Origin of the sequence: Corynebacterium urinipleomorphum (genome assembly GCF_900155535.1) — a bacterium.
GTDB classification, from domain to species: Bacteria; Actinomycetota; Actinomycetes; order Mycobacteriales; family Mycobacteriaceae; genus Corynebacterium; species Corynebacterium urinipleomorphum.
Genome location: NZ_LT706965.1, coordinates 133746 through 158040, shown reverse-complemented (window position 1 = coordinate 158040; position 24295 = coordinate 133746). Strand labels below are relative to the sequence as shown.

Sequence of the window (24295 nt, the reverse complement as noted above, 5' to 3'; positions counted from 1 at the left end):
CTCGACTGCTAAGTCACGAGTGTAGCGCCCACGTCACTCCGCGGCCAAGATGTCCGTGATCACCCCGTCGATCAGCAATCTTCCGGCATCCGTCGCGAAAATCCGCCCGCCTTCTTCCGCGAGCACACCACCGCGCACATGCTTATCGACGACCCCCTGCGCCTTCTCCCCCACCCATTCCCCCGGAATGCCTTCTTTCAGCCGAAGACCGAGCATGATCTGCTCGAAGTGGGATTCTTCGTCCGTGATGGTCTCGCTTCCGTCGATCGGAAGAGTGCCCTCGGCCAGCATCTGGTTGTAGCGCTCGGGGCGCTTCACGTTGAAATAACGGAACCGGTTCACGTAACCATGTGCCCCCGGACCGGCACCCCACCAGTTACCGCCGCGCCAATAGATCAAGTTGTGCTGGCACTGCCCGCCCGGCTTCGCCCAGTTGGACACCTCGTACCAGTCAAATCCGGCTTCTTCGAGCCGGTCCGCAATGATCTCGTACCGGTCCGCGTAGACGTCCTCCTCCGGAGCCGACAGCTGGCCCGACCGGATCTTCCGCGCCATCGCCGTCCCGTCCTCCACAATCAACGAATATGCAGATACATGGTCCACATCCGCGCTGAGCACCGCGTCGAGGCTCTTCCTCACGTCATCGTCCGTCTCCGTCGGGGTGCCGTAAATCAGGTCCAGGTTCACGTGCTCAAAACCAGCCTGCTTCGCTTCCTTCGCCGCCGCGACCGCACGCCCCGGCGTGTGCTGGCGGTCAAGCACCTTCAGCACCGGCGTCGACGCGGACTGCATGCCCAGCGACACCCGCGTGAAACCTGCCTCTTTCAGCCCCGCGAAATACTCCGGGCTGGTCGATTCCGGATTCGATTCCGTGGTCACCTCCGCGTCTTTGGCCAGACCAAACGTGCCCCGGATCTTGCCCAGAATCCGCCCCAGACCGTCGGCCCCGAGCAGCGACGGTGTCCCGCCACCGACAAAGACCGTCTCAGCCGTCAGGCCCACTTTCTCCGCCGCCAGCTCCAGCTCGCGTTCCAGCGAATCGAGGTAGGCAGCATACGACGATTCCGTCTCAGACGGTGTGTACGTGTTGAAGTCGCAGTATCCACACCGAGTCGCGCAGAACGGAACGTGGATGTAGACGCCGAAACTCATGCCCCGCGCCGCGAGCGCTTCGCCGCCACCTTGGCCACGATTGCGTCCACCCGGGCACGCTCTTCCAGAAAATTCGGCGGGTTGGATCCACGCATCGCCCGAGTGAATCCCGGGTGCTCCGCAGCCACGGAGTCGAGCCAGCCGTCCACAGCCGACTCCACCAGCTCGCCGACGCGGGCGTACAGGTGCGGCAGCGAAACGGCCGCCAGATTTTGCGCCACCATGTCGGTCTGCTCGAGGGTGTAGTCCACCACTTCCTCGAGGTGCTGGACAATCAGGTCCGTGCGCTGTGTGCACACCTCCGTCATAGCCTTGACAGGGGACGGAGACGACAGCGGGAACAGCTCGAACAGTCCCGCCGCATCCAATGGCTCTGGTTCCGGGAGCTTCTCTGAAGCCGGAAGGGCGGCCGAAATCGACCCCGCCTTCACGCCGGACACGAGTGCTTGCCGCAGTCCTATGAGCTCGCCGACCACTCGGCGGGCGTCTGTGCGGGCATCGTCGACGATTTCGGAGAACTCTGCCAGGCAGTCGTCGGTAAGCTCCCCGTCGTAATCTGCGATAGCTTCGGCGATGTGCTCGATGTACTCCGCGACCTCGTCGCCGATGTTGTAGACCTCTTGGGTCAACTCGCGGTGGCGCAGCGTCGCGGCAGTCCGGTGCACACTGGCCCCCTTCAACTCAAGTCCTGTTATGACGTTCGAGCGTTGACTTTAGGCCAGTGCTTCACAGGGTTTTGTACGGCGCGCCGAGAACCATTCTTTTAACGGTAAAGGCGCTCGATCTGCTTCGCGTAGTTCTCCAGAACCACGTTGCGCTTCACCTTCATCGTCGCGGTGATCTCGCCGTTCTCCTCGGTCAGATCATTGGTGAGGATGCGGAATTTCTTGATCTCCTCGGCGTGGCTCACTGTCTTGTTCGCCTCATTCACCACGTCCTGGACAGCGGCGCGCAGCTCCGGAGTCTTCACCAGTTCCTTGAGCGGACGCTCGCCCATGTTGTTCTGCTTGCGCCAGCGCTTCAGCTCCTCCTCGTCGATGGTGACCAAAACGCTCACGAAGGGCTTGCCGTCGCCCACAACGACAGCCTGGGAGATCAGCTTGTCGGAGCGGAGGATGTCCTCCAGCGGGCCCGGAGAAATGTTCTTGCCGCCGGCTGTGACGATCAGTTCCTTCTTGCGGCCGGTGATCTTCACGTAGCCTTCGTCGTCAATCTCGCCGAGGTCGCCGGTGACAAACCAGCCGTCGACAAGCGCTTCGTTCGTGGCTTCCTCGTTGTTCCAGTAGCCCTTGAACACGCCGTCGCCCTTGAAGCAGATCTCGCCGTCCTTGTTGATCTTCACCGAGTAGCCGTTATTCGGTTTGCCCACGGTGCCGATCTTGGTGCCGCCCGGGTAGTTCACGCAGGCGGCAGCGGCGGTCTCCGTCAGGCCGTAGCCCTCGTAGATCGGGATGCCCATGCCGCGGAAGAAGTGCAGCAGGTCCGTCGAAATGGCCGAGCCACCGGAGATGGCCAGCGATGCCTGGCCGCCCACGGCATCGCGCAGCTTCTTGTACACAAGGCGGTCAAAAATCTTGTGGCGTACACGGGTGCGGAGGGAGAGACGCTCGCCCGTGTCCATCGCCTTGGAGTACTCAATGGCGACTTTCTCCGCCTCCAAGAAGGTGCGCGCGGAAAAATCCGAGCTTTCCGCTGCTTTGTTGTAGGCACCGTCGCGGACCTTCTCGTACACGCGCGGCACACCGAGCAACATCTCCGGCTCGAAGCGCTGCAGCGCCAGTGTCAGCGTCCGCATGTCCGACCAGTGCGCTTGGTGTGCGGCACCCATCGAGCTCGCCAGAGCCACCGACCTCGCCAGCACGTGCGCCAGCGGAAGAATGGTCATGTAGTGTGTGCCGGTCTTATCATTGATCAAGTGCCCGATCGGGTTGGTCAGCAGCGCTTTCGCCTGTGATGCCCACACCAGGTGAGTGAGGATGCAGCCCTTCGGGCGACCGGTCGTACCCGAGGTGTACACCAGCGACGCGAGGTCGTCGTGCTGAAGCTTGGAAATGCGCTCGTCGATCACGGAATCCTCGACCTCGCGGCCGTCAGTCGTGAGCGCGCCCACGGCACCCGTCGCGAACGAGAGCGAGCGCTTCAGCTGGGACGGGGAATCCTGCAGCGGCGGCGTGCCGTCCTCGCGCAGAACCAGGTGGTCGTACCGCTGGCGGTTCGCCTCCGTATCGGTGATTGCGAGCTTCGCACCAGAATCCTCGACAATCCACTGCACCTGGTGCGTCGAGGATGACGGGTAGACCGGAACGCTAGCCGCGCCCGCAGCCCAAATGGCGTAGTCCAGTAGCGCCCACTCGTAGCTCGACTCTCCCATGAGCACCACTCGGTCGCCCTGTTCCACGCCGTTAGCGACAATGCCCTTCGCCACTGCGCGCACCTGCTCAGCGAATTCCTTGCCCGTGACTTCAACCCAGTTGGTTCCCTCCGGGCGGGAGAAGAACGTCTGGTCGGGGTGCTTCTCGCACTGAGCGAGCATCATGGTCAAGCAGTTGTCGTTCGGCGCAAGCTCGAATTCAGCGGGCTTGGTGAAGACTTTGGATTCTTGTGCGGTCACAGTGAAACCTCCCTCGGTGTGGGCCATCTAACAATGACCGTACTCTTAAGCCTTAGGTCACCGCACACCAGTACCAGCACTTTTGCGCGGGAAATCTGTCCCGTCGCACGTTCTTTGGCACAATGTCGTGTTGTGGCTGATACGGAACTGCTTGAGCAACTCGCTACCGCCTACGGTTTCAGCATGACTTACCGGGGCCAGAACAACGAGCTCGTGGCATCGCCCCGCGATTCACTGGTCCACCTCTTGAAAGCGCTCGATATCCCGCTTTCCGACGATCCCGCGCCCGAGGAACTCACTGAAGCCCTTCACGCATGGCGCACCCACTGGGACACCCGACCGTTACCCCCGGTTGTGATCGCACGCGAAGGGCGTGAGACATACTTCAACGTCCATGTCCCAGAAGGTGCCCCCGCGCACGTCTGGATCACTCTCGAGGACGGCTCCGAGTCCCCCGCCTACCAGGATGAGAACTGGGCACCGCCGACTGAGGGGTGGGGCGAAGCGACCTTCCACACCCGCGGCGATCTGCCTACTGGGTGGCACACCATCCACTTGGAATCGGACGGCATCGAAGAGTCCTGCACTCTCGTGGTCACCCCGCAGGTGATCCGCCGCAACCTCGAGCTGCTGCAAAAGCCCTCCTATGGTGTCATGGCCCAGCTCTACTCTGTGCGTTCCAAGCATTCCTGGGGCATCGGTGACTTCCACGACCTCGGTGAGCTGGCGAAGGTCCTCGCCCGCAACGGTGCCGAATTCCTCTTGATCAACCCCGTCCACGCCGCCGAGCCTCTCCCGCCGGTGGAGGACTCGCCATACCTGCCCACCTCGCGCCGCTTCATCAACCCGATCTACATTTCAATCGAGGATGTGCCGGAGTACCAGCTTCTCGACGCCGACACCCGCGCCGACATCGACGATCTCGCCGCCGAGTTCAAGGCGTTGAACACCTCCCCCAACTTCATTCACCGCGACCCGATCTTCGACGCAAAATTGGCCGCCCTGAACGAGCTCTTCTACGTCTTCGAGGAAGCCGGCGACCACGAGGCATTCGACGCATTCGTGGAATTCGAGGGAGACGGACTAGTCAACTACGCCCGTTGGTGCGCCAAATATGAGCTGGAGGAAGACTCCGACGATCTGGCCCGCTTCTACATGTGGCTCCAGTTCGTGGCCGACAAACAAAGGAAAGCTGCCCAGCAGGCTGCAAAGGATGCCGGCATGTCCATCGGCATCATGACCGACCTCGCCGTTGGTGTTCACCCAGCGGGCGCCGACTCTTACACTCTCCAAAATGTCCTCGTCCAAGACGCCTCCGTCGGGGCGCCGCCGGACGCATACAGCCAACACGGCCAGGACTGGTCCCAGCCGCCCTGGAACCCGTTCAAGCTTGCGGAGGCCGGCTACCGCCCTTGGCGGGAACTCCTCCAGACCGTGCTGCGCCACTCCGGCGGCATCCGCGTCGACCACATTCTGGGCTTGTTCCGCCTGTTCTGGATTCCGCGCATGGGCACCCCGGCCGACGGCGCGTACATGAACTACGACCACGAGGCCATGCTCGGCATCCTCGCCCTTGAAGCCGACCGGGCGAACGCTGTCGTGGTCGGAGAGGATTTAGGCACCTTCGAACCGTGGGTGCAAGAAGCGTTGCGCGACCGAGGAGTTCTGGGCACCTCCGTCATCTGGTTCGAGCATGCCCCAACCGGAGAGCGTCCTATGAACCCGCAGGAGTACCGTAACCTCGCGCTGTCCTCTGTGGGCACACACGACCTGCCTCCTACCGCCGGTTACCTGTCCGGCGCGCACAACCAGCTGCGCGACAAGCTCGGACTCGTGGACGACTCGTTTGAGGAGATGGATGCCAAAGACATCGCCTGGCAAGGCCACGTCCTCAACACCGCCCGCGAGCACGGATACTTCCAGGGCAGCCCTCTCGCCGACACCGACTTCGACGGCCTCGGAAGGGAAGAACGTGGAGACGTCGATGAATTGGTCCTTGGTCTCACCAAGTTCATCGCCGGCACGGGATCCGCGTTGACCTGCACCAACCTCGTGGACATGGTCGGCGACACCCGCATTCAGAACCAGCCGGGTACCAACTCCCACCAGTACAAAAACTGGTGTGTGCCACTGAGCGACAAGAACGGAAACGCGGTGCTGATCGAGGATCTCGAGGACATCGAGCTGTTCCACAAGGTCGCCGAGGCGAGTTCTAGAACAGCCCGATAACCCCCATCACCAGCACGAGCGCGATGAGCGCCCACAGTGCCTGGGTAACGCGGGAGCGTGGATACTTCCTGCGCGCCTTCGGCAGTTTCATGTCCTCTTTGCGCAGGTCTTCGGGGTTAGCCATTGCTTCCTACTCTACGTCCTCTAGGTCACTGCTCAATACCGCAGCTAGCCAATCCACCAACCGCAGCACACCGACGGACGCAAGTCCGGCCACCGGCAGCGCCACTGCCAGGATGACGGGCAGCTGCAGCCACGGGCTTGCCTGCGTCAAGTCGATCATGTCGCTTAAGCTTAGGCCCATGAGCTCACCCGTTGAAGTGACGTGCCCCGCCGGGACCGTGATTGGAAGAGAATCCGGCGGCATCTCCTACTTTCACTCCATCGAGTACGCCCACTTCCCCGCCCCTTTCGACGATGCAGAAATGGCGCCGAAAGGATTGCTTATCGACGCCACCTCGCCAGACCGGAACCTCATCGCCCTTTCCATCATCGCACCGCACAGAGGAAAAGATCTCCCCGTCGTCGTCCACATTCATGGAGGACGTTTTGAGAATGGAGACCACGAAGACGAAGCTTCCCCCGGTGAGGAACTCGCACGCAACGGCGTGATCCTGGTCCGCATCGGCTACCGGAAGAAGCTCCAGGGTCTCGTTCCCTTCCCCGATGATCAGCCCAACCATTTCCGCGCAGTTGACGACGTCGCCCTCGGCCTTGAGTGGGTGCAGCAAAATATCGAGTCATTCGGCGGGGACCCCACCAACGTCACACTCACCGGTCAGTCCGCTGGAGCCGCCATCGTGCTGTGGCTTATGCGCCGCGACCACTACCGGGGCGCATTCCGCCGTGCTCTCGCCATGTCGCCGGCTTTTCCTTCCCAGCCTTTTCGGCAGCGAAAATCCGCGTTACGCATCCCCACCACCCGCACCTGGCTCAACAAGGCAAAACCAAAAAGATTAGAGCGCGCCTACTCCCGCCTCCGCCGCCGCTACCCCACCGACATGGCTCTCGGCCCCCAGCCGCTCGACCCGACCGAAATGGCCGAAGTCGACCTTGTCATTTCCTCCCACGAGAAAGAGTTCCAACAACCTTTCATCGGTACACGCCTCACCAACAAGATCATCCTGCGCTGGGTCGATGATGTCGTTGCCCGCGCCCCCGGCAACGTTTGGCAAATTATCTTCACCGGCGACAGCCAACACTCCGACGAGCTGCTGTCGCTCTTCAGCGGCCCCCTCACCCCCTGGCTCGCCGACTATGCGAAAGGAAAAACGAACCTCAGCCCGGAAACTGCCCTAGCTCTTCCACAAGCCATGGAGAGAAAATGAATGGAACCCTCTTGACGGCCTCCCGCAGGTTCTCTATGTTCACCCACTGATACTCGCAAACCTCATCCGGATTCGGGTTCAGCTCCCCGTCTATTTGGACGAAGAACACTGGACAGACTTCATGTTCCACGATCCCCGAAGCATCTTCTGCCCGGTACGAGAAGTTCGGTAAAACCACACGGATTCCCGTGACCGACGTTCCCAATTCTTCCCGCGCGCGCCTGACCACAGCATCCTCGAACGATTCGCCGGGGCCCGGGTGCCCGCAGAAACTATTAGTCCACACCCCCGGCCACGTTAGTTTCGTCAGGGCGCGGCGGGTCAAAAGCAGGTTCCCCGCGTCGTCGAAAAGCCAAGCTGAGAACGCGAGGTGAAGTGGAGTCCGCTCTGTATGCACCTCCAATTTGGGCGCGGTGCCTGCCGGTGTTCCGTCCTCGGTGCACAACACCACGAGCTCATCCACTAGTTGTTCAGGTTCCCTTCGAAGATGACGTTTCCGATCTGGAACGTCGCCTCGCTCAGGTCGCCTTGGCTGACGTCGTACGCGTACTGCACGTTCATCGTGGCACCTTTACCCAACGGGAAGTCGAGCCCCTCAATCTCAATCCCAGCGTCTTCCGCACTGATACGTTTCGCTGTTTCCTTGCCATCCTCGTACTTCAGCTCCGGGTCGCCGAGCGCCTCTGGCGGCATGATGTTGCCCGAATGATTTGTCACCGCGACGGTGACCACCGTGCCGCCGTTGGGCGCATAGTTAGTTCCCTGCCATTTGTAGGAAACTTCCATTCCCGGGTCTTCGACGATTTGTCCGCCAATTTCATCGGATTTCAGCGGCTCGGCGGTGTGAGTTTCGAAGGATTCCGGTTCCTCTGTGGGGGTGGCGACACCCGTGGTCGGCGTAATCGAGCTTCCCTCTTGGTCAACGACTCCTTCGTCCGCGCATCCGGCCAGCAAAAATGCGGATGAGACTACTGCGGCGAAACAACGAACCGAACGCGCCATGATGTGCCTTCCCTATCGACGAAACTCCGTCTCACTTTACAGTGGGGAGAGTGCAGCCACTATTTCGAGTCATGGGCAGCGCGTCGGCGCTTTGGCCCTATTACGTCGGTATTGTCCTCATTTCCACCGTGACCGCGGCCCTCAACCTCGTGTCCCCGTTCATCATCCGTGAAGCGACCAACACGATCGTGGATGGAGGAGACCTCCGCACCGTCGCATGGCTAGCAGTAGCCCTGTTCGCCGCCTACTCCGCGAACACACTGATGCAGAACATCGGCGGCTACTTAGGCGACGTCGTGTCCGCCCGCATCAGGCAAGTTCTGTCCACCCGGTACTTCGCAAAACTGCTCTCGCTTCCGCAGAAGTACTTCGACGGACAAGTCACCGGCACCATCATCGCGCGCTTGGACCGCTCAATCATGAACATCACGCAGACGGTTCAGAGCTTCTCCAACACTTTGCTGCCCATGCTCCTCCAGGTCATCGCGATTCTGGGCATCACCGCGTTCTTCTACTGGCCGCTCTCTTTGCTCCTGCTCGCCCTCTTCCCCATCTACCTTGTGCTCACGGCACTGACCTCCAAGCGTTGGCAAAAATACGAAAAGGAAAAGAACAAGCAGATCGACCTGGCCAACGGTCGCTTCGCAGAGGTCGTCGGGCAAGTCAAGGTCACCAAATCCTTCGTCGCAGAAACGCGTGAGCTTCAAACCTTCGGCGACCACTATGGAAAGACAATCGACCTCACCCGCCCCCAGTCCCGCTGGTGGCACAGCATGGATGTCGCCCGCGGCATGGCGATGAACCTGGTCTTCCTGGGCATCTACCTCATTTTGTTCGTGGAGACGTACAAGGGCCGCTTCACCATCGGCGACATGGTCATGCTCATCCAGCTGGTTACCATGGCTCAGCAGCCAGTCCACATGATGAGCTGGCTCGTCGATTCCGCCCAGCGCGCCGTCGCCGGTTCCCGCGACTACTTCAAGGTGATGGACGAGGCCGTGGAGGAATCCGCCAACTCGCAGGTCGTTGCTGCGACCGAGGCCGCCGATGTCCCTGAACTGGACACCACCACCGTGGATCCCCTCCCCTCCGCCGAGCCGACCGTCCAGTTCGACCACGTGTCCTTCGCATACAACGAAGGTGAACCGGTCCTTTCCGACATTTCCTTCTTCGCCCACCACGGCCAAAAAATCGCTCTGGTCGGCGAATCCGGCGGCGGAAAATCCACGCTGGTCAACCTCCTGTTGGGCTTGTATCCCATCACGCACGGCCATCTCACCGTCTGCGGCACAGACATCGACGCCGCCGACATTGAGAGGGTCCGTGCCTCCGTCGGCGTCGTCTTCCAGGAGCCCGCCCTCTTCTCCGGCACCATCCGCGAAAACATCGCGTACGGAAAACCAGACGCGACCGAGCAAGAAATCATCGACGTAGCTAAACGCGCCAACGCCCACGACTTCATTTCCAGCTTCACCGACGGTTACGACACCATCATCGGCGAACGAGGTTTGCGCCTCTCCGGCGGCCAAAAACAGCGAGTCGCCGTCGCCCGCGCGATGCTCAAAGACGCGCCGCTTCTCGTCCTCGACGAAGCAACCTCGGCACTGGACACCAAGTCCGAGCGCGCGGTCCAAGCCGGCCTCGACGAGCTGATGAAAAACAGAACCACCATCATGATCGCGCACCGCTTATCGACGATCGCCGACGTAGACACCATCATCACCCTCAAAGATGGAAAGATCGATGAAATTGGAAAGCCTTCCGAGCTCGCGGTCTCCGGCGGCATTTATTCGGAGCTCCTCGCGTTGACCGCCTCCTCCTCTGCAGAGGATCGGAAGCGACTCAAAGCGTTCGGCTTCAAGGCGTAAATTAGGGGCCATGCAGTTTCCAGATCTTGAGACCCTCCGCGCCCGCCGCACCCGCAAGTGGACCCAGTACGGGGACGATGTCATTCCCCTCTGGGTCGCCGAGAGCGATTTCCCCACCGCTGAGCCGGTGAAGCGCGCGATCCAAGATGCCGTCGACCGGGAAGCGTTCGGTTACACCCCCGCTTTCCACAACCTCGGTGGCGCAGTGAGCGATTTCTATGCCGATCGATACGGCTGGTGCCCGAACCCGGAGTGGGTGTTCCCCGTCGCCGATGTTGTGCGAGGCATGCTCCTGGCTGTTCAGTACTTCACCAAACCTGGTTCCCCCGTCGTCGTTCCTGTTCCCGCCTACCCGCCATTCCTGGAGATCCCGGTGACCGCTGGCCGCGAGCTTGTCGAGGTCGGCGCCAAAGACGGCCTCGACATGATGGAAATCGAAGCCGCCTTCAAGAACGGTGCCGGCTCTATCCTTCTCGCCTCCCCGAACAATCCGTGGGGCTACACCTTCGACGCTGAAGAACTCGCCCAGCTCTGCGCCATCGCCGACAAATACGGTGCACGCGTCCTCTCGGACGAAATCCACGCCCCCATCGTCTACGAAGGCCAGCACATCTGCGCCGCTGGTGTCAACGACACCGCCGCCAACGTCTGCATCACCGTCACCGCCACCTCCAAGGCCTGGAACATCGCCGGCCTCAAATGCGCCCAGATCATCTTCAGTAATGAAGACGACGTGAAGACCTGGAACTCCCTGACCGGCGTTGCCAAAGACGGCACCGGAACTTTAGGCATCATCGCCGCCCAGGCGTGCTACGAGGAAGGAAAAGAGGCCCTCGACGCCCAGCTCGAAATCCTCAAGTCCAATCGAGACTTCCTCGTCGAGAACCTTCCCGAAGCTGTCCCCGGCATCCAGTTCACCGAACCGTCCGCCACGTACCTCATGTTCCTCGACTTCAGTGACACTGCGATCAAGGACGAAAAGCCGGCGGCGTGGATTCGTCGAGAAGCGAAAGTCGCGCTGAATGAGGGCGTCACCTTCGGCCCCGGGGGCGCCCACCACGCCCGCCTGAACTTCGCCACTAGCCAAATCATTCTCGAGGACGCCCTCAACCGCATTTCCAGCGCTATCCTTGGGGGTCATGGAATCCACTGACGAGCAAGGTTTTCTGATCGAGGCGGACGCCAGCGAATACGGCGCGCCCGCCCCGGCCCCCGGTAACGAGCCCTGGCAGCGCCCCGACCCCGAGTGGTACAAAGATGCCGTCTTCTACGAAGTGCTCGTCCGCGCCTTCTACGACCCGGACGGTTCCGGCTCCGGCACCCTGAAGGGCGTCGAGGACAAACTCGACTACCTGCAGTGGCTCGGCGTCGACTGCCTGTGGCTCCCGCCTTTCTACGATTCCCCACTGCGCGACGGCGGCTACGACATCCGCGATTTCCGCAAGGTCCTCCCCGAATTCGGCACCGTCGAGGACTTCGTCTCGCTTGTCGACGCCGCCCACAAGCGCGGCATCCGCATCATCACCGACTTCCCCATCAACCACACCTCCGATTCCCACCCGTGGTTCCAGGAATCCCGCCGCGACCCAGAAGGCCCCTACGGCGACTTCTACGTTTGGTCCGACACCGCGACCGAATACTCGGACGCGCGCATCATCTTCATCGACACCGAAGAGTCCAACTGGACTTACGATCCGGTGCGAAAGCAGTACTTCTGGCACCGCTTCTTCTCCCACCAGCCGGACCTCAACTACGACAACCCGGACGTCCAGGATGCCGTCATCGACGTCATCCGGTTCTGGCTCGACCTCGGCATGGACGGGATCCGCCTCGACGCCATCCCTTACCTCTACGAGCGGGAAGGCACCAACTGCGAGAACCTCCCCGAAACCCATAACTTCATCAAACGCGTCCGCACGCTTTTCGACGAAGAGTATCCCGGCCGTTTCCTTCTCGCCGAAGCCAACCAAATGCCCGACGAGGTCGTCCAGTACTTTGGCGACAGCGACGAGTGCCAGATGGCCTTCCACTTCCCAGTCATGCCCCGCATCTTCATGGGTATCCGGCAGGAAAAAGCTCAGCCGGTCATCGATATCCTGCGCGAGACCCCCGACATTCCCGAGTCCGCCCAGTGGGGTATCTTCCTACGGAACCACGACGAGCTGACCCTCGAAATGGTCACCGAGGATGAGCGCGACTACATGTACACCAACTACGCCACCGACCCGCGCATGCGTGCCAACGTGGGCATCCGCCGCCGCCTCGCCCCGCTCCTCGGCGGACACCGCGACCGATTGGAGCTCGCACACGCTCTCCTTCTTTCCCTCCCCGGATCCCCGTTCCTCTACTACGGCGACGAAATCGGCATGGGTGACAACATCTGGCTCCCGGATCGCGACGGCGTGCGCACCCCCATGCAGTGGAACGCCGACCGCAACGGCGGTTTCTCCACTGCCGACCCCGAGCGCCTGTATCTCCCCTCCATCCGCAACGACACCTACGGATACCAAGCCGTCAATGTCGAGTCCCAGATGGACCGAGAGAACTCCCTCCTTCACTGGGTCCGGGAGCACGTGCACATCCGTAAGCAATACAAGGCCTTCGGCCGCGGCGACTACCAAGAAGTCCAACACTCAAACCCCCAGGTGCTCGCTTTCATCCGCGAATACGAAGACGAGCGCATCCTCTGCGTCAACAACATGAGCTCACGTCCCCAACCGGTGGAGATGCACCTCTCCCACCTAGCAGGCTCAGTTCCCCGCGAGCTGTCCGGCAACGTCGAGTTCCCCGCCATCGGTGAACTTCCTTGGCTGGTCACCCTCGCTCCGCACGGCCACTTCTGGTTCGATATCTCCTAGGCTCACCATGGACCTGAAAAACACGCGCTTTTACGGCTCAAAATCAGAACAAATCCTCAACCAGCAGGTTGTCGCCGAAATCCCCGTCGGTTCCTCCTCCTGGCAGATCATTGAGGTGGACCACGGCAACGTCGACCTCTATCAAGTCCTCGTCTCCGACGACGTGGACGTTCTCAACACTGATCGCGGTGCCCAAACTTATCTCGAGCACCTGCACGATTTCGGCGAAATCTCCGGCGACATGTCAGGTGATATTGCAGTTCCGCTCGGTGCTGACCAGTCGAATACTTCGCTTGTAGTAGACCAACGTTGGATCCTCAAGGTTTTCCGCAAGCTCGAAGAAGGCCTGAACCCCGACGTGGAGCTCCTCTCCGAGATCTCCGATTGCCCTCACGTCGCCGGAGTCCGCGGCCACATCACCCGGGACGGCCGCACCCTGGCCATGATGCAGCAACTCATCACTGGCGGCCGCGACGGCTTCCAACTGGCGCTCGACCCCGGCCTCGAGGATGAAGAAACTCTCGGCGCCGCGATCCGGACAGTGCACGAAGATCTTGCAAAGAAATTCCGCACCACCGAAGTACCTGGGGCCCACATCCGCGATTCCCTCAACAACCACCTCGACGAGATCCTGCAGCAGACCGACGCACTTTCTGCTTTCGAGGACACACTTCGGGATATTTATGCCCGCATCCCGGACGATGCCGTCGAAATCCAGAGGATTCACGGCGACCTACATTTAGGACAAACTCTCCTGGCGGATCGCTGGTACCTGATCGATTTCGAGGGTGAACCGGCCCGGCCCCTCGAGCAGCGTCGGCTCCCCGACCACCCGCTTCGTGATGTCGCCGGGATGGTGCGTTCCTTCGGGTATGCGGAGGCGATGGGGGGAAGAGCTGACGTCGATAAGCTGCTTGCTGGATACGGCATCGAACGTGACCCGATTCTCGACGCTTATATCGCCGACAAAGCCGCGTACGAAGTGGTGTACGAGGCGAACAACCGGCCCGACTGGGTTGAGATCCCGCTCACTGCGATCCGCGAATTGTCCTAGATTTCCGGCGGCGGCTCGTAGCGCGGAGGCGGCTCCGGGTGGAACGGGAACCGTAACCCGAATTCCTCCTCCAACTCGAGGAGCTTGTTCAGGCACCCCTGATAATCGAAATCCTCCTCAAATTCGTCGAGCACCTTGTGGCATTTGGCAAAGAACCGGGCGTTTTCCCGTTTCAGTCTCTTCACATCGTCGAGGGAGCGGGACCATTTCGGGTTCGTCGGAGTGATTTGGTCGGCGATGATTCCGTTCGGATCGACCCGCGCGTAGGTTCCGTCGGAGAACAACCAGATGATCTCGCCTGTCACCGGGTCCGGAATGTAGAAGGCCAGACGGTCCGTCTTCATGTTGTGGTGGTGTTGACACAGGCAGAAGAGATTGTCCGCGTTAGTCTGGCCGCCCTCGTCGTAGGGAATGCGGTGATCGAGCTGGCAGCTCCAGGCTTCCCTGTCGCATCCGGGGTAGATGCATGTTCCGTCGCGTCCCCGTACGTATGCTTTGACCTTGTCGGGAGCGACGTAACCGGCGACGGTATGCGCGGCGGCCCCTTCGAGGTCCATGACGCTGATATTGAAGGAATGGAACATTTCGGTGCCCACGGCGCCGGACCACCCGAACCCCGGGAGAAAAACCGGTTTCGTCGGGTCGAGAGTTCCGTCAGGTGTCTTCGGCGCGTACGCAAAGATTGTGGCTGGAAGCTCAGCGGCGATGCGGCCGGTGAGAAGTTTGAATGCGACGTCCGAATCTGAGAGCCCGTGCTTGCGGGCGGTGGCGGTAATGGAGGCCCTGACGGCGGACATAGAGACATTGTCCGCGGAAAATGTGAGTCCAGCTAACCCCACCCCAGACGGGTCCGGATGGAAATCAAGATGACCAAAACCAGGCGGCGACTCCCCACGCTTCTTCTTTTTCTCCCGGTCGAACGCCACCGAGCAATCCAGGGTGGCGAGCATTTGGTTGAGTTTCAACGTGATCATATACGGGGTAGGAAGCTGCTGGTTGGGGCTCTCCGCAGTGAACAAACCGACGAGCAGGTTGTCGATCTCGGCGTAATGCTCCGGATCGGCGTCATTGCCCATTCGATTCAAGGTCTTCTCAATCACACAAAGACGCCTGATATCCAACCGCTGTACCGCGTCTTGGAGCGCACGAAGACGCGGCAGCTGCTGCAAAGTCATGTAGGCGAAAATCCCCTCTTTTACATCGCGGGGAGTGAGACCGGTGCTCACGCTCACACTGGTCACTTCCGCATCTAGGTCGCGGGACCCCATGAAAATGTCGTGCTTGGCGTACTCGCCGAAAATCGCGTATTGGCTCCGCCGAAGATCCGCACCCGCGGCGGACAATGGATCCTCAGGGTTCTCGCTGGCGAAGAACGCTCCGGGTACCATTTCGGGCAATTTTGCAGGCGCACTCACGGTTGACTCCTCCCTTGAACGTTCGCTCCTTGCACCCATTTACAACCGTTCTAGAACGACTGTGCGAACATCATTGCACACGCCCCGGACACAACCCCGTTATCCCAGAGAATCAATTCCGCATTATTCGAACACATCTTCGATAACATGTACTCATCGCGCAGATCATTCTCGGATACAGATCCATTCGATTCGAAGAGCCCCAGCCCGAAAACATTGCGAAAGCAACCTTCCGCAGCTCTCGAAGATTCCAACTACTAAAACATGGATCTCATACAGCGGAATGCTAGGGTGAGACCTATCATTTTCCCGCCCACACCCTGGAGGCTCCATGTCAACAGCTGTTTCCTCGGCCGGTAACGGAACCGGCAAGCGGCCGTCGAATAGTGCAATTCTGTTCACGGCACTCGCGCTTTTCTCGATGTTCTTCGGAGCAGGCAACCTCATCTTCCCGCCGATGCTTGCTGTTCAGGCAGGCGACAACTTCTGGCCGGCGATTCTCGGCTTCCTCACCACCGGTGCGCTGCTGCCTGTGTTGGCTGTTGTCGCTATCGCCCTGTCCGGTTCGAACGTGCGCGACCTCGCGCAGCGTGCCGGCACCATTTTTGGCGTCGTCTTCCCTGTCCTCGCGTACCTGTCCATCGGTGCTTTCTACGCTCTGCCGCGCACTGGTGCGGTGTCTTTCGAGGTGGCCGTTACCCCGCTGTTCGGCTGGGACAGCACTGCAAGCGCAGCAATCTTCAATATCGTCTTCTTCGGTATCGCGCTCGCTCTCTCGTGGAACCCGACGCGTATTACAGACACCCTGGGTAAATTCTTGACCCCGGTACTGGTCCTGCTCCTGGTCATCATGATCGGCATGGCTTTGTTCACCATGACGAACCAGCACTACCAGCCGAGCGAAACGTACGCGTCCAACCCGTACCCGGCAGGCGTGCTCGAGGGATACCTGACCATGGACTCGATCGCCGCGCTTGCATTCTCCATCGTGGTCATCTCATCCCTGCGCAATAAGGGTTTCGCTGAGGGCAAGCCGCTGGTTCGCGGCACCATTCTCGCGGGTGTCGGCGCCAGCATCTTGCTCGCGCTAATCTACATCGGCTTGGGCTTGATCGGCCGCGCGATGCCGGACGCGTCCCAGTACGACTCGGGAGCACCTTTGCTTGCCGACTCCGCGTTGCAGCTCATGGGCCGCCCCGGCCAGACCGTGTTCGCCCTGATCGTCGTCCTCGCGTGCCTAACCACCGCCATCGGACTGATCACCTCCACCGCAGAGTACTTCTCCGAGCAGTTCGCAGGCTCTTACCGGACGTGGGCGATCATCTTCGCCGTTGCTTCCGCTTTGATGGCGACCCAGGGCCTTGACTTCGTCATCTCCATCGCTGGCCCTGTGGTGGGCTTCCTATACCCGCCGGCGATTGCCCTGATCTTTGTCACCCTCATTGAGCCGCTGTTCCGCCGTCGCACTCGCCTGCGCTGGGGCTTCTTCCTGCCGATCTGGGTCGCAGTGGCTTGGTCCCTGATTTCCACCTTCATTTCGCTGGGCTGGGGCGCGGACGCGCTGTCCCCGATCGTCGACTGGTCGCCGATGCAGGCCAACGACTTGGGCTGGCTGCTGCCGACTGCAGTGGCGTTCATCATCGGTGTGATCATTGACTTTGCTAAGCCGCACGCTCCTTTGGAAATCGGCACGCAGCGCACTGTCGAGGGTGAGACCCTCGAAGAGGCTGAGGCCCACAACGCATAACCCACGGGTGGAATGACATAGCCTTCCGGGGTGTTGCATCGGGTGAAAGTTTTCCCGATGCACCGGAAGGACCACCATGACCCCGCTTTCTCTGCTGGATTTCTGCACTGTCCGTGACGATGAGACTCCAGGTGAGTCAATGGCCCGCTCAGTGGAGTTGGCCCAGACAGCGGAGAAGCTGGGGTACGACCGCGTCTGGTATTCCGAGCACCACAACATGCCGTCGATCGCTTCGTCGTCGCCGGCGGTGCTGATCTCGCATATCGCCGCCAAGACCGAGAAGATTCGTCTCGGTGCTGGCGGCGTTATGCTGCCTAATCACTCTCCGTACGTGATTGCGGAGCAATTCGGCACACTCGCGGAGCTGTACCCCGACCGTATTGATCTCGGTTTGGGACGTGCGCCCGGCACGGACCAGAACACGCTCGGGAGGGCTCTCCGGCGCGACCCGATGGCGGCTGAAAATTTCCCCAACGATGTCGTGGAGTTGCAGGGGTACTTGGCTGGCCGCTCCGTGATTCCGGGGGTGACCGCGGTGCCAGGCGCGGGAACTAATGTCCCGATTTATATTCTGGGTTCTTCAATGTTTGGCGCTACCCTCGCGGCCAAGTTGGGACTCCCCTATTCTTTCGCGTCCCACTTTGCGCCGACGCACCTTGAGGAGGCGACCCGGTACTACCGCGAGAACTTCCAGCCGTCGGATGTTTGCGCTGAGCCGTACGTGATTGCTGCGGTTAACGTGACGGCGTCGGAAAGCGCGGAAGACGCCGCCCGCCAAACTGAGTTGGTGCACCGTGCGCGGGTCAAAGCGCTGCTCGGACGCCAAGGACGTTCGCTCACCGAGGAGCAGCTCGACTCAGTGATGAACTCCCCCCAAGGCCATCAGATTGTGGGTATGTTGCGCTACACGGCGGAAGGCACCGGCGAGCAGGTCGTGGACTACTTGGAGAAGTTCTCTCGGCACGCTCAGGCAGACGAGTTGATGCTTTCATTCCAGTCCCCGACTCATGAGGAAGTTCTCCGGTCCATGGAGATCCTCGCGGAAGCTTGAGATCGCCGCAGCGCATGAATAGTGTTTTGCTGCATGAGAGCACTTGGTGCCGTTGTCACGGTACTTTCAGCCGGGTTTTTGGCTGCATGTTCCGCCGGTAGCACGGCGTCGAACGTTGGCCGCATCGAGCCGGGCAGCGTGGTCGTCGGCACGACATCGGCGCCGGCCTCCCTCGATTTCACAACGACGGGAGGTGCCGCGATTCCGCAGGCGCTCATGAACAATGTTTACGAGACGCTCGTGCTTATCGACGCCTCCGGCCAGCCCCAACCCTTCCTCGCTGAAAGCTGGGATGTCAGCGAGGACCGGACCGAGTACACGTTCCACCTGAAAGATGGCGTGACATTCTCGAACGGCGAGGCGTTCAATGCTGAGACAGCCGCTTTTTCCATCAACTACGTGAAGGAGAAGTGGACCAACGGACTTTCCGAGCAGATGTCTCCGGTAGAGGACGTTGATGTAGTGGATCGGCTGACGCTAAAGGTTCGGTTATCTTCTCCATCCAATAGTTGGTTGTGGTCGATGGGGACGTTGACGGGGGCGATGATGGCGCCGGGGGGCGTCGATAAGCTGGCTACCGATCCTGTGGGAACAGGGCCGTACGTGGTGGACCATTTCGCGCTCGGCGAGTCTATTTCTTTCGACGCGCGCGAAGACTACTGGGGCGAGCCCGCGCGGCAGGATGCTGCGATCCGGTATTTCTCGGATGCTGTTTCTTCTGTGAATGCTTTGCGTGTGGGCGATGTGGATGTGTTGTGGGGCCTGCAAGCTCCGGAAATGCTGCAAAATTTGCCCGATTCTTTTGACGTGCAGGTGGGCACTACAAACGGTGAAGTGCTGTTGAGTTTGAATAACAGGACTTTTCCATTCGACGATCCGGACGTGCGGAAAGCTGCGGCATACGCGATCGACCGGAAAGCTCTCAATGATGTCGTGTGGTCCGGCATGGCTACAGATACCGGCGGAGCTCCCGTGGCTCCGAGCGACCCCTGGTTCACGGAAAAGAACTATTTTCCGTTCGACCCAGACAAGGCGAGAGAGTTGCTGGCGGGGCGAAACCCCGAGGTGACCGTAACGGTGCCCTCGCTTCCGTATGCTCAGGATGCTGCGGAGTTGATTTTCTCGCAGTTGCGGGATGTCGGCTTCCAGGTGGAGCTGAAGACCGTCGAGTTTCCGGCTGTGTGGTTGAACCAGGTGCTCAAACAGGCGGATTATCAAGCCTCGTTGATCGCCCATGTCGAGCCTCGCGATATGCCGCAGCTGTTTTCTCCGGACTACTACTTGGGGTTTGACTCGCAGACAGTGCGGGACGACTTCGCGAGTGCGGATGCCGGGACGCCGGAAGAGCAGACCGAATTCATGCGGAAAGCAGTCGATTCGATCATGGGCGATGCGGGTGCCCTGACTCTGGCCAATTTGCCCAATATTGTCGTCACCGCCCCCGGCGTGGAGGGTGTGGACCCGAACGTGGTCACCGACGGGCTCGACCTCGCGGGGGTGACAAAGAAATGAAAGCGTTGGGCCGATTTTTCGGGATGCTGTTCGCCGCGAGCGTGATAATCTTTCTGCTTTTGCGCGCGGTGCCGGGCGACCCGGCGCGGATCGCGCTCGGCGTGACGGCGACGGACGAGGACGTCGCGGAGCTATCGCACCAACTCGGAACAGACCAGCCGCTGGTGAGACAGTATGTCGATTGGGTCGGCGGAATGCTGACGGGTCAATTCGGGACCTCGTTGACCAGCAAACAAGACATCACTCCCCTGGTGATCGACCGGATGCAAGTCTCCTTGATCCTGACGGTGAGCGCGATGGTCTTATCCATGGCGATCGCGATTCCGCTCGGCACCTATCTGGTGCGGCGCCGCGGCAGGTGGGATACGGCGCTCGTGTCTGCATTGACGCAGGTCGGTATCGCGGTGCCGAGCTTTTTGGTGGGCATTCTTGCTGTCGCCGTATTTTCCGTGTGGCTGGGGTGGCTGCCGGCGAACGGCTGGGTGCCGCCGAACGCGGGGTTCGGGGAATTCCTCGCGCATCTAGTTCTTCCGGTGGTGGCGCTCAGTCTGGTTCAGGCCGCGATCTTGACCCGGTATGTGAGGAGCGCGGTGAACGAGGAGCTGGACAAGGATTATGTGCGCACCGCCCGCGCCATCGGCCTGTCCACGCGGCAGGCGCTGTACAGGCACGCTCTACGGAATGCATTTCTTCCGGTGCTGACTGTGACGGGCTTGCAGTTCACCACGCTCATTGTCGGCGCAGTGGTCATTGAGCGGGTCTTCGCGCTCCCCGGCCTGGGCACAATGCTTCTCGACGCGGTGTCCACCCGCGACCTCACCACCGTCCAAACCCTGATGATGCTGCTCGTGGTGTTCACCCTGGCAGTCACACTGGTGGTCGACCTGCTGTACCGGTTCATCGATCCCCGGTTAAGGAGGCAAACATGAGAAAAGCAACCGGCCTCATTCTCGTGGGGCTAGCTGTGCTCGCGGCGGTCGTTGCGGTGGTGTGGACTCCTTATGACCCAGTTCATGCGGTACCTGCGGAGAGACTGCAAGGTTCGTCGTGGTCCCATTGGTTCGGTACTGACCAGTACGGCCGAGACGTGCTCAGCCGCGTGATGGACGGCGCGAAAACTACGTTGACTGTGGCGCTGGCGGCGGTTGCGCTGTCGGCGCTGGTGGGGGTGCCGCTGGGGATTCTTGCCGGCATGAACCGCGGTTGGACGGACCTGCTGGTCATGCGCGCCAACGACCTGGTGCTGGCTTTTCCGGCGTTGCTGCTGGCCATCGTCTTCACGGCAGTGTTCGGCGGGTCCATGTGGATCGTGGTGCTGGCGATCGGTATTGCAGGGATTCCCGGGTTCGTGCGCGTGTCACGCGTCGGAACAATGCAGGTGATGGCGCAGGACTACGTGCTCTCCGCGCGGATCTCTAGGGTGCCTGGATTCTTGATTGCGTGGCGGCATGTGCTCCCGAACATCACGGCGACGCTGGCTGTACAGGTGTCGGTGGCGCTGGCGCTGGCGATTCTCGCTGAGGCGGGACTGTCATTCTTGGGGCTGGGTACCCCTGCTCCGTACGCGTCGTGGGGCCGAATGCTCCAGGCCTCCCAGGCGTACCTGTCCACTGCCCCGCACCTGGCTCTCTGGCCGGGGCTGGCTATCGCCGGAACAGTGCTGGGATTCAACCTGCTGGGCGATGCCGTAGCCGACAGGAGAGCTGACCGATGACACTCGTGCACATCGAGGACCTGACCATCGACGGGATCCTCGACGGAATTTCTTTCGACATCGCGCCCGGCGAGCGACTGGGATTGATCGGTGAATCCGGTTCCGGAAAGTCCATGACGGCGCTGACGATCATGGGGCTGCTGGATGAACGCCTGAAGCCGCGGGGAACTGTGACGCTATCTGGCGCCGACATGATCAATTCTTCGCCGAGGAAGAAGAGGAGACTGCGCGGGTCCAAGGTCGCCATGATTTTCCAGGAACCGATGACAGCGCTGGATCCGCTGATGACGGTCGAGCGACAAGTCGCGGAGGCGTGCTCGCTGGAGAAAGCGCGTGCACTCTTGAAAGAAGTCGGGGTGGAGAGAACATCGAGTTTTCCACACGAACTGTCGGGCGGGCAGAGGCAGAGAGTCTTGATCGCCCTGGCCATCGCCGGGGACCCAGAGTTGCTCATTTGCGACGAACCGACGACGGCGCTCGATGTCGAGGTCCAGCAGCAGATCCTGAGCCTTCTCGATTCACTCGTCCGGGAACGCGGGATGGCGCTACTCTTCATCACCCACGACCTCGGTGTGATCAGGCAGATGACGGACCGCGTGATCGTGCTGAAGAACGGCGCGATCGTGGATCCGGATGCGGACTTGGGGAATCCGCAAGTGGAGTACACGGCTCAGCTCGTGGCGGCATCGCGGCCGGGAGCACCGGCAGCGGTCAGGTCCGTGGGCGAGCCGGTGATCCAGTTGCGTGACGTGACGTGGCGGCGCGGAGACACCCTGGCGTTGGACGGCATTTCGCTCACGGTGCGGAAGGGCGAGCGCATCGGCATTGTCGGTGGCTCAGGATCGGGAAAGACGTCGCTGCTTCGTGTCATTTCCCAGTTGAACGAGCCTGATTCAGGCACGGTGACGGTGGACGGGCATCTGCAGATGGTCTTCCAGGACCCCTACTCTTCCCTCAATCCGCGGCGGGCCGTGCGCGATTCGGTAATGGAAACAGGAGCGGGCGCTGCACGGGCGGACGAGGTGTTGGCGCAGGTGGGTTTGGACGGTGTCGGCGACCGTTTCCCCCGACAGTTCTCCGGCGGACAGCGGCAACGGATTTCGATCGCGCGCGCTGCCGCCCCGCGCCCTCAGATCCTCATTGCGGACGAACCGGTTTCAGCATTGGATGTCTCGGTGCGCGCGCAGGTCCTCGAGCTTATCGACGACCTTGTCACCCACAACGACTCCACCCTCGTCTTCGTCTCCCACGACCTTTCAGTGGTGAGGCAAGTGTGCCCCACGATCGCGGTTCTTCACAAAGGCCGGATCGTGGAGACCGGCCCCACCGAGCAGGTATGGGAAAACCCGCAGCACGACTACACGAAGTCGTTGCTACGGGCTATTCCGGGGGTTTAGCGGAGAACGGTGACCTTGCCGTTCGGCTCCACGCGGATCTTCGCGCTGGAAGCTGCGGCCAGGTTCACACGCTGCCAGGAACCGCCCTCAGCCTGCCAGTCCAGCGGGTTACCTGCAGGTGCCGCCGTCTGGGCGATAATGGAAGCACGCTGAGCGTAGTTCAGCTGCGGGAAGCTGCCGGCGATGAGGGTCGGAGCTGCCTGCGGAACGATCATCGGAGCATCGCGGTGGTAGATCGGCGCGAAGTCGTAGGTGTTCCACTTGGTGGTCTGAGCAACCGCGTGCTGCGTCGGCGCGTACGGCTTGTCGGATGCCACCAGCTGGGCAATGGACTTGCCGGTGCGCCACTCGATCTCGGCGCGCAGCTCCTTGGCTGCCTGGTCGAGAGCGTTGCGCATCTTCGGGTCGTTCAGACGGTCAGCAGCGGCAGCCTGACCGGACATGCGGCCGCCGATGACATCGAGCGGGTAGTGCACACCCAGGACGATACGGCTGTTACCAGCGACAGCAGCACGGTAGTGGAGCTGCGGAGCGACCTCCGGAACCATGTACGCGAGCAGAGAAGTCACGAGCGCAGCCTGGTTGGTGTGACCGGACGGGAAGGACTTGGAGGACAGGTAGAGGTCCTCCCCCGGCGGGTTGTAGCGCTTGATCTTGTCCGGCATGGTCTTGTATGGACGCTTGTAGTTGAAGTACTCCTTCTCGGCGAAGGTGGAGCTAGCCAGGCCACCGGTGCGCGCCAGGTAGCCGTTACCGAGGAGGAACTGGGTCTTCGGGAGACGACCCTCAGCGAGAGCCTTGCGGAACTCGTTGCCGAACTGCTCGCCGAGGCCCTCAGACAGAGTCACCAGCAGCTCGTCGGAGGAAGCGACAGCGTCACGCTGAGCGAGCTTGATCTTCACCGGATCAGACTCAGCTGCGTTGTTGATCTTGACAACCTGAGCGCGGTTGGAGTCCATCACATCGGGACGCTTGTCGCGCAGGTACGGGAAAAGACGGTTGACCTCAGCGTAGATGCCGTACTGGTACGGCGAGATGTCGGAGATGTAACCACCGATGTAGTCGGGGGTGAAGGGAACCGGGGTGGGGGCGCCGTGAACCTGCTTGGGCACCTGGCCGGTACTGGAACCGGTGCCTGCGTCGCGAATCTGCGGGACCTTAGCCGGCAGCTTGGCCGCGACAGCGGGGGGCACATCCATGTTGACGTGGGACAGGGGCTGAGCAGACGCGATGGGCGACGCCAGTGCGATGGTGAGCACTGACGCTGTAAGAGCGGTATAGGCGCGCTTCATGGTTCTCCTTGAGTGAGATGTGAACACTCTGACAATTCAACAGAGGACTGATGACTCACTTAACG

The 24295-nt window shown here is 61.0% G+C and carries 21 protein-coding genes; 12 read left to right on the top strand and 9 right to left on the bottom strand.

The genetic code is table 11. The features are described 5' to 3' along the window. Positions 1-33: 33 nt before the first annotated feature. The 3 genes from hemW to CZ338_RS07895 all read right to left on the bottom strand — a co-directional run bounded on the left by hemW (position 34) and on the right by CZ338_RS07895 (position 3790). Positions 34-1152: a radical SAM family heme chaperone HemW gene (gene hemW, locus CZ338_RS07905; RefSeq protein WP_087117709.1), complete on the bottom strand. Its 1119-nt coding sequence runs from the start codon at positions 1150-1152 to the stop codon at positions 34-36. Further along, positions 1149-1817, bottom strand: coding sequence for a hypothetical protein (locus tag CZ338_RS07900; protein WP_087117708.1), 669 nt, complete (start codon positions 1815-1817; stop codon positions 1149-1151). Before CZ338_RS07900 ends, hemW begins: the two co-directional genes overlap by 4 nt. 98 nt (positions 1818-1915) lie before the next feature. Next, a complete protein-coding gene (locus CZ338_RS07895) occupies positions 1916-3790 on the bottom strand; it encodes an AMP-dependent synthetase/ligase (protein WP_087117707.1) in 1875 nt (624 codons plus the stop codon). Positions 3791-3895: 105 nt separating this feature from the next. Between CZ338_RS07895 and CZ338_RS07890 the strand changes: the two genes are divergently transcribed. Beyond that, positions 3896-5992 carry a 4-alpha-glucanotransferase gene (locus CZ338_RS07890; RefSeq protein ID WP_087117706.1) on the top strand — a complete coding sequence of 699 codons (2097 nt, stop codon included), beginning with the start codon at positions 3896-3898 and terminating at the stop codon, positions 5990-5992. Here CZ338_RS07890 and CZ338_RS10985 read toward each other — a convergent pair. Together CZ338_RS10985 and CZ338_RS10980 are read right to left on the bottom strand one after the other, a co-directional pair. Further along, positions 5976-6116, bottom strand: a complete 141-nt coding sequence (locus CZ338_RS10985; protein ID WP_087117705.1) for a hypothetical protein — start codon at positions 6114-6116, stop codon at positions 5976-5978. The two genes, CZ338_RS07890 and CZ338_RS10985, sit on opposite strands and share 17 nt — an antisense overlap. 6 nt (positions 6117-6122) lie before the next feature. Next, the gene (locus CZ338_RS10980; protein ID WP_204211905.1) at positions 6123-6275 is read right to left on the bottom strand and encodes a hypothetical protein; all 153 of its coding nucleotides are present in this window, start codon (positions 6273-6275) and stop codon (positions 6123-6125) included. A 19-nt stretch (positions 6276-6294) separates the two neighbouring features. Here CZ338_RS10980 and CZ338_RS07880 point away from each other — a divergent pair, with 19 nt between their 5' ends. Further along, positions 6295-7320: a carboxylesterase family protein gene (locus CZ338_RS07880; protein ID WP_087117704.1), complete on the top strand. Its 1026-nt coding sequence runs from the start codon at positions 6295-6297 to the stop codon at positions 7318-7320. On the opposite strand, the gene idi is transcribed toward CZ338_RS07880, so the two are convergent. Both idi and CZ338_RS07870 read right to left on the bottom strand, forming a co-directional pair. Further along, on the bottom strand, positions 7271-7783 hold the full coding sequence (gene idi, locus CZ338_RS07875) for an isopentenyl-diphosphate Delta-isomerase (protein WP_087117703.1): 513 nt from the start codon (positions 7781-7783) through the stop codon (positions 7271-7273). The genes CZ338_RS07880 and idi overlap by 50 nt on opposite strands. Then, positions 7783-8322 carry a hypothetical protein gene (locus CZ338_RS07870; protein WP_087117702.1) on the bottom strand — a complete coding sequence of 180 codons (540 nt, stop codon included), beginning with the start codon at positions 8320-8322 and terminating at the stop codon, positions 7783-7785. The genes idi and CZ338_RS07870 overlap by 1 nt, the downstream gene beginning before the upstream one ends. A gap of 50 nt (positions 8323-8372) precedes the next feature. Here CZ338_RS07870 and CZ338_RS07865 point away from each other — a divergent pair, with 50 nt between their 5' ends. From CZ338_RS07865 to CZ338_RS07850, 4 genes are read left to right on the top strand one after another with little or no spacing between them, the layout of a single operon-like run. Continuing rightward, a complete protein-coding gene (locus tag CZ338_RS07865; RefSeq protein ID WP_087117701.1) occupies positions 8373-10190 on the top strand; it encodes an ABC transporter ATP-binding protein in 1818 nt (605 codons plus the stop codon). A 10-nt stretch (positions 10191-10200) separates the two neighbouring features. Beyond that, on the top strand, positions 10201-11343 hold the full coding sequence (locus CZ338_RS07860) for a MalY/PatB family protein (protein WP_087117700.1): 1143 nt from the start codon (positions 10201-10203) through the stop codon (positions 11341-11343). Beyond that, complete coding sequence (treS, locus tag CZ338_RS07855; RefSeq protein ID WP_087117699.1) at positions 11330-13048, top strand: maltose alpha-D-glucosyltransferase; 1719 nt, start codon at positions 11330-11332, stop codon at positions 13046-13048. Before CZ338_RS07860 ends, treS begins: the two co-directional genes overlap by 14 nt. 7 nt (positions 13049-13055) lie before the next feature. Beyond that, positions 13056-14102: a phosphotransferase gene (locus CZ338_RS07850; RefSeq protein WP_087117698.1), complete on the top strand. Its 1047-nt coding sequence runs from the start codon at positions 13056-13058 to the stop codon at positions 14100-14102. Here CZ338_RS07850 and CZ338_RS07845 read toward each other — a convergent pair. After that, positions 14099-15490 (bottom strand): HNH endonuclease signature motif containing protein, encoded by a 1392-nt coding sequence (locus tag CZ338_RS07845; RefSeq protein ID WP_162287326.1) that lies wholly within the window; start codon positions 15488-15490, stop codon positions 14099-14101. The genes CZ338_RS07850 and CZ338_RS07845 overlap by 4 nt on opposite strands. Before the next feature lie 358 nt (positions 15491-15848). On the opposite strand from CZ338_RS07845, the gene brnQ reads away from it, so the two are divergent. From brnQ to CZ338_RS07815, 6 genes are all read left to right on the top strand, one after another. Continuing rightward, positions 15849-17264 carry a branched-chain amino acid transport system II carrier protein gene (gene brnQ / locus CZ338_RS07840; RefSeq protein ID WP_087117696.1) on the top strand — a complete coding sequence of 472 codons (1416 nt, stop codon included), beginning with the start codon at positions 15849-15851 and terminating at the stop codon, positions 17262-17264. A 76-nt stretch (positions 17265-17340) separates the two neighbouring features. Further along, positions 17341-18315: an LLM class flavin-dependent oxidoreductase gene (locus CZ338_RS07835; RefSeq protein ID WP_087117695.1), complete on the top strand. Its 975-nt coding sequence runs from the start codon at positions 17341-17343 to the stop codon at positions 18313-18315. A 33-nt stretch (positions 18316-18348) separates the two neighbouring features. Beyond that, entirely contained in the window at positions 18349-19827 is a 1479-nt protein-coding gene (locus CZ338_RS07830) for an ABC transporter substrate-binding protein (protein ID WP_087117694.1), read from the top strand. Next, complete coding sequence (locus tag CZ338_RS07825; RefSeq protein ID WP_087117693.1) at positions 19824-20756, top strand: ABC transporter permease; 933 nt, start codon at positions 19824-19826, stop codon at positions 20754-20756. Before CZ338_RS07830 ends, CZ338_RS07825 begins: the two co-directional genes overlap by 4 nt. Continuing rightward, entirely contained in the window at positions 20753-21541 is a 789-nt protein-coding gene (locus CZ338_RS07820) for an ABC transporter permease (RefSeq protein ID WP_087117692.1), read from the top strand. Before CZ338_RS07825 ends, CZ338_RS07820 begins: the two co-directional genes overlap by 4 nt. Next, positions 21538-22938, top strand: a complete 1401-nt coding sequence (locus tag CZ338_RS07815) for an ATP-binding cassette domain-containing protein (RefSeq protein WP_087117691.1) — start codon at positions 21538-21540, stop codon at positions 22936-22938. The genes CZ338_RS07820 and CZ338_RS07815 overlap by 4 nt, the downstream gene beginning before the upstream one ends. Here CZ338_RS07815 and CZ338_RS07810 read toward each other — a convergent pair. After that, entirely contained in the window at positions 22935-24230 is a 1296-nt protein-coding gene (locus tag CZ338_RS07810; protein WP_087117690.1) for an acid phosphatase, read from the bottom strand. The two genes, CZ338_RS07815 and CZ338_RS07810, sit on opposite strands and share 4 nt — an antisense overlap. Between the last annotated feature and the right edge of the window lie 65 nt (positions 24231-24295).

What these genes read in the sequence shown, in the direction of transcription:
- CZ338_RS07850 (WP_087117698.1), top strand. Translation starts at nt 13,056, where the DNA reads ATGGACCTGAAAAACACGCGCTTTTACGGCTCAAAATCAGAACAAATC.
- CZ338_RS07830 (WP_087117694.1), top strand. Translation starts at nt 18,349, where the DNA reads ATGAGAGCACTTGGTGCCGTTGTCACGGTACTTTCAGCCGGGTTTTTG.
- CZ338_RS07825 (WP_087117693.1), top strand. Translation starts at nt 19,824, where the DNA reads ATGAAAGCGTTGGGCCGATTTTTCGGGATGCTGTTCGCCGCGAGCGTG.
- CZ338_RS07880 (WP_087117704.1), top strand. Translation starts at nt 6,295, where the DNA reads ATGAGCTCACCCGTTGAAGTGACGTGCCCCGCCGGGACCGTGATTGGA.
- brnQ (WP_087117696.1), top strand. Translation starts at nt 15,849, where the DNA reads ATGTCAACAGCTGTTTCCTCGGCCGGTAACGGAACCGGCAAGCGGCCG.
- CZ338_RS07895 (WP_087117707.1), bottom strand. Translation starts at nt 3,790, where the DNA reads ATGGCCCACACCGAGGGAGGTTTCACTGTGACCGCACAAGAATCCAAA.
- CZ338_RS10985 (WP_087117705.1), bottom strand. Translation starts at nt 6,116, where the DNA reads ATGGCTAACCCCGAAGACCTGCGCAAAGAGGACATGAAACTGCCGAAG.
- CZ338_RS07845 (WP_162287326.1), bottom strand. Translation starts at nt 15,490, where the DNA reads ATGGTACCCGGAGCGTTCTTCGCCAGCGAGAACCCTGAGGATCCATTG.
- CZ338_RS07820 (WP_087117692.1), top strand. Translation starts at nt 20,753, where the DNA reads ATGAGAAAAGCAACCGGCCTCATTCTCGTGGGGCTAGCTGTGCTCGCG.
- CZ338_RS07870 (WP_087117702.1), bottom strand. Translation starts at nt 8,322, where the DNA reads ATGGCGCGTTCGGTTCGTTGTTTCGCCGCAGTAGTCTCATCCGCATTT.
- CZ338_RS07815 (WP_087117691.1), top strand. Translation starts at nt 21,538, where the DNA reads ATGACACTCGTGCACATCGAGGACCTGACCATCGACGGGATCCTCGAC.
- CZ338_RS07860 (WP_087117700.1), top strand. Translation starts at nt 10,201, where the DNA reads ATGCAGTTTCCAGATCTTGAGACCCTCCGCGCCCGCCGCACCCGCAAG.
- treS (WP_087117699.1), top strand. Translation starts at nt 11,330, where the DNA reads ATGGAATCCACTGACGAGCAAGGTTTTCTGATCGAGGCGGACGCCAGC.
- CZ338_RS10980 (WP_204211905.1), bottom strand. Translation starts at nt 6,275, where the DNA reads ATGATCGACTTGACGCAGGCAAGCCCGTGGCTGCAGCTGCCCGTCATC.
- CZ338_RS07810 (WP_087117690.1), bottom strand. Translation starts at nt 24,230, where the DNA reads ATGAAGCGCGCCTATACCGCTCTTACAGCGTCAGTGCTCACCATCGCA.
- CZ338_RS07835 (WP_087117695.1), top strand. Translation starts at nt 17,341, where the DNA reads ATGACCCCGCTTTCTCTGCTGGATTTCTGCACTGTCCGTGACGATGAG.
- hemW (WP_087117709.1), bottom strand. Translation starts at nt 1,152, where the DNA reads ATGAGTTTCGGCGTCTACATCCACGTTCCGTTCTGCGCGACTCGGTGT.